Annotated in this window: 7 protein-coding genes; all 7 read right to left on the minus strand. The window is 21.2% G+C overall.

The window, feature by feature from the left end:
• Positions 1–86 precede the first annotated feature (86 nt).
• A complete protein-coding gene (locus tag GBZ86_RS17280; protein ID WP_170272247.1) occupies positions 87–254 on the minus strand; it encodes a hypothetical protein in 168 nt (55 codons plus the stop codon).
• Between the two features lie 29 nt (positions 255–283).
• Positions 284–502, minus strand: coding sequence for a hypothetical protein (locus tag GBZ86_RS12735; protein ID WP_152891222.1), 219 nt, complete (start codon positions 500–502; stop codon positions 284–286).
• Complete coding sequence (locus tag GBZ86_RS12740; protein ID WP_152891224.1) at positions 477–842, minus strand: hypothetical protein; 366 nt, start codon at positions 840–842, stop codon at positions 477–479. The genes GBZ86_RS12735 and GBZ86_RS12740 overlap by 26 nt, the downstream gene beginning before the upstream one ends.
• A gap of 377 nt (positions 843–1219) precedes the next feature.
• Positions 1220–2554, minus strand: a complete 1335-nt coding sequence (locus GBZ86_RS12745; RefSeq protein ID WP_152891225.1) for a protein rep — start codon at positions 2552–2554, stop codon at positions 1220–1222.
• 278 nt (positions 2555–2832) lie between these two features.
• Positions 2833–3006 (minus strand): plasmid mobilization protein, encoded by a 174-nt coding sequence (locus GBZ86_RS17285; protein WP_207707452.1) that lies wholly within the window; start codon positions 3004–3006, stop codon positions 2833–2835.
• Between the two features lie 330 nt (positions 3007–3336).
• Complete coding sequence (locus GBZ86_RS12750) at positions 3337–3831, minus strand: recombinase family protein (RefSeq protein WP_152891227.1); 495 nt, start codon at positions 3829–3831, stop codon at positions 3337–3339.
• Positions 3832–4069: 238 nt separating this feature from the next.
• Positions 4070–4784, minus strand: a 715-nt coding sequence (locus GBZ86_RS17290; RefSeq protein ID WP_170272249.1) for a hypothetical protein, incomplete at its 5' end; no start/stop codon positions are given.

Genomic DNA, 4784 nt, shown 5'->3' on the forward strand with positions numbered 1-4784 from the left:
AACATTTATGTTTAACTCCTTGTGTGTTTTTTTTGTGTGAGAACTTAATTATAACAGGGTTTTATCATAAATGTTTTTTTATTTTATTATGCTGTAAAATTATTCAAGCATTTTTGCACTATTATAGTTATTAAAACACATTTTCCAAAATCAAACCAACCTCTTGTCATATAATTATTAGCTGAATAATTATTATGTAAATAATTATTATTTATATATGCATTGTATAATTTTTTGGCGCCATCATCTCCCAAGTTTGCCTTTTGTTTTAATAATTCAGGATTTATAATTCAGGATTTGTAATTATATATTTATTATTTTTATCAAAATGACCAACTTTTGAAAAGTAAAATTCTAATTCAGTTGCTATAGTATCAATGCTTTGATCAGCATTATCTAAAGTTTTAGCATATACAAAAGTAGAAGAAGTTGTAAATAAAATAAGAAAACTTAAAAATAAAGAAATTATATTTTTACTAATTAATTTTGTTTTCGAAATCATTTTTTTCCTCCTTTTTTATAATATAATTTAAAAGAATTATAAATGAAAATAAAATACAATTATTTTGAAAAATAAAAAACATTGACCCTTTAAATTTATCTTTTTGTTCTAATAAATGAGAAACTGGCCAAAAAGATATAATGTTAATTATTAAATATATACCTAAAATTATTTTTAAAATTATATTTATATTCGATAATATTACTAAAGAAAAAGAACCAAAACTTAATGAAAATGCAAATATGTAATTCAATATTCTTACAAAAATATTAGATTTTTCAATATCTTGCCACCAAAATATTAAAAGTAAATTTTTAATTATTAATGATATTTTTTTCATAAAACCTCTCTTTGATTTTATATAACAATAAAGTAAATTTAAGAAATTTTATAGTTAAATCATTTACATTTAATTTATTTTTACATTATTATTCATTATTTTACAAATTATAAGATTTAATTTATATTAATATTTAACAAAGAAATTTATTAAAATATCAATAAATTTCTTTGCTTTTATTTTTTTAATGTATAAATAGCTTTAAAATTAATCTATTTATCAAATTTAAATTAAATAAATAAAATTATTGGTTTACATCCTATCAACACTATTCTTAAACATAACCAAAAAAAATATAAAAGTGTAAAAACAGTAAAGAAATACATCTTGACTATTTTCACACTTTTAATGTAATATAGATAAGTAAAAACGAATATTTATAGATTTTTTTGAGAAGAATCTAATTTATTGTTATCTGATGGATTGGGCAAAACTCCATCAGATTTTTTTATTTTTAATTTCTGTTTTTCCTTTTTTTTCTTAATAATTCTTTTTATTTCATCATTCATTTTCTGTTTATATAATTCAAGCTTGTCTTTTTCTAACATATAATAACATTTATTATATGCAGAATATCTTTGAAGACTCTCTATAGTATTAGCTCCACAAATTTTACATTTTTTATTTTTAAATAAATCTATTAATTCTTCATCTTGCATTTCACTTATAAGATCATCTGTATCTTTTTTACCATAAAGTCTTTCCTTTGTCTTTTTAAAAGCTCCTGTAAAAATTAAATCTCTACGATTATGAAGTGCTAAATATAATTCTTTTAAAATAACTGTAGAATCACTCCAATTTATATTTAAAATACCAGTTTTAGAATCTTCATATACTTTTATAATATCACTATCTTTAGTACTATATTTACATATTTCTTTTATAGCTCCTTCTGGTTTCATATCTTTAAGCTTTATATTAAAAATTTTATCATTATCCAAAGCTCCATCAACTATTTTACGAATATCAGTATTTGGATTATAATCAAGTTTCATATATTTTTTCCAAACACGAATAACTTTGTCATTACTCCAATAAAACTTTTCAGTAAAATAAGAATTTTTTACCAACATAATCATATGCCAATGTGGGTGAAATTCAATCCTATTATTATTTGGATTGAACTTTGAAGTAACTTCCAAATGTCTAACAGTTCCTTGAACAACTCCTTTAGTACCATAAGATCTGCGTTTGCCAGTTTTACTATCTTTTTTATAATTTTTAGCTGTACTAAAAATTAATTCTTTATTCATCATAGCTTGAATTGCAGATTGCATCTTGTTTATTTCTTCTTTTAATTCACCAACACCAACATTTTTTTGGGTAAGTGTAAGCATTATCAAGGAACTATTTTTAAAATTATTATCTTTTTGAATTGATTTCATTATTTTAAACATCATATCTGAAGTTTTATGAGATTTAATATGACTACATATAGGACAATATCTATCTCTACAAAAACTTCCTCTAAAATACTTATGATTTGGGTTATCTATACATTGTTGTAAATAACGAATACTATTGCAATTTTCAATAAGATAAGATTTTTTATTATATCCAAGAATATTAAACATATTTGATATATCTACTGACATCATTTTTTCAATCAAAAATATATCTTCTTTTCTAGGAATTTCATAAAGTTCTATATATTCTTTTAATTCTTTATTTTTATTTATATAGTATTTTATAAATTTTTTTTCTATATCCAAACAATTATTTTCTCCTTTCACAAATCATAAAAAAACATCAATTTTTCGGGTACGCTTTTTCAAGCCTCTAGCCCAGTAATATCAATGGCTCTCAGGTTTTATAGGTCGATTTTGATTTTCTATATATTATCAAGAGCAAATTTTATGAAATCTTAACAGATTTCAATGTTCAATTTGAACCTTTTAACTAATTTGAATTTATTAATTTAAATTATATTTATTTTATATTTTTTGAATTTATTTTTTCAAGTCTTTACTTTCTTAAAAGAATAAATATTTTAATTATCATTATCTTGAGAAGATTGTACAATTCCCCATATTCCACTTTCTATTAATATAACTCTTATAAGTTCTGACATTTTTAACCCTCTTTTAATAGATTCTTCTTCTAACCTATCTTTTTCATATTCTGTTACTCTAAGTCTAACAACCTTATCCCTATTTATTGACATATTACCACTCCATTCTTTTAATTTAATAATTATTGACATTGTAGCGCATTAGTAGCTACAATGTCAATAATTATTAAATTTAGATATTTTTTCATCATTTATTAGCTATAAAACAAATAATATCATTGTTAAAAGATAAAATAGTTTAAGCTTGTTTACCCTAGAGATAGAATAAATATATAAATATATGTGTCAAGGGTGCTACGCACACCCACAGGGGCCTTTAAGCCCTTGACACATATATTTATATATTTAAACTTAGAAATAGGGAAACAAGCCTTCTAATGCAATTACATTGCCTTATCTTTATTTATAAATCTTATATTCAAATTATTGTTTTTTATTCTTTTTATTATGTTCTATTAGCATAAAAAATCTAATGTTTTCTTCTTTGGTTAAATATTCTCTTATGTTTTCTTCTTTTTTTAGTACCACTGAAACTGAACTCTTAGTCCATGTTCCTCCTCTACGTGTACATATGTTTTTATTATTTAACTCATTTGCTATTTCATTAAAACTATTATCTTCTAAATATAATTTATACATTAATTTTATTGTTTCTTTATCATCAAATGGCTTTCTTCCTAGTATCAAATTTTCTTCACTTTCTAGTTTTTCTATTTTATTTTCTAATTCTTTTATTAATTTATCATAATATTCTTTTGTATTTTTTTCTTTAAATATCATACCTGATACTTGAAACTGTAATTCTGTTACTTTATCATATGAACATTTTATTTTAATTTCTTCTTTTTCTTTCTTCAATACTTCATTTTCTTTTTCTAATCCTTTTATTTTTTCTTCCAGTTGAGCTTTAGTAACCATAAACTCTACTCCTTTAATTTTTTTTAATCTTAGTATAGTAATATTACTATACTAAGGATATCATTTAATTTTAAATAGTACAATATAGTTATTTAACTTTATTGTATAGTACATTAATATTATTTAACTATAGTTATTTGTATTAAATTTATATATTACGTATTACTTTTATATGTAATACAACATAATACGTACTTTTTTTGTATTACATAAATAAAAAAAGAGGAAAAATATCCTCTTACATACTAAATTGATTGGATTTATTTTGAGTTTTATAATTTTTCTCATAAAACTCATTGTATTCTTTCATCATTTTTTTAGCTCTTAAAAAATTTGCTAATCTTTCTGCTGCTTTTTCTTCAAAATCTCTTTCATATTCCAAATTTTTATTTTTTTCTGTTAATTGTTTTACTGTTTTATTATTTTCATTAAGCGTTTTATAAACATCTTTTATTTTATCTTTTAAATTATTTATTTTTTCGTCATAATCCTGATTTATACTTTCTATCAATTCTTCTTTTAATTCTTTTCTTTTTCTTTCAAAATTTAGTTCAGTATAATTAAAAGACTTTATTTCATTCATAGCATTATTTAATTTTTTATTTATATTTTTATTTTCACTTTTTAGATTTTCATTTTCTTTAGATAAAATTATATTTTCATTTAATAAATTTTTATATCCTTGTACTATTTTTTCATATTCTTGTTGTTTAACCTTTATATTGCCTCCTAGAATCGTTTTTGATGTCTTTATAAGAGTAATGTCATTAATTTTATTTAAAGCTTGTCTATGAGCTTCTAAATCAATTTTAACATCATTTAATTGTTTTTCTACTTTTTCAAGGTTTTTAATTTTAAATTCATGAATATCTTTTATATTTTTTTCAGCTGTTTTTCCTTTTCCTCTAACGACATCAAAATTATTTTCTTGAAGATATTTAGGGAGTTCTGTA

Source organism: Clostridium tarantellae (assembly GCF_009295725.1).
Classification (GTDB): Bacteria; Bacillota; Clostridia; order Clostridiales; family Clostridiaceae; genus Sarcina; species Sarcina tarantellae.

Bases quoted from the DNA above. Each gene is read 5' to 3' on its own strand.
- GBZ86_RS12735 (WP_152891222.1), bottom strand. From the start codon at position 502: ATGATTTCGAAAACAAAATTAATTAGTAAAAATATAATTTCTTTATTT.
- GBZ86_RS17285 (WP_207707452.1), bottom strand. From the start codon at position 3,006: ATGTCAATAAATAGGGATAAGGTTGTTAGACTTAGAGTAACAGAATAT.
- GBZ86_RS12740 (WP_152891224.1), bottom strand. From the start codon at position 842: ATGAAAAAAATATCATTAATAATTAAAAATTTACTTTTAATATTTTGG.
- GBZ86_RS12750 (WP_152891227.1), bottom strand. From the start codon at position 3,831: ATGGTTACTAAAGCTCAACTGGAAGAAAAAATAAAAGGATTAGAAAAA.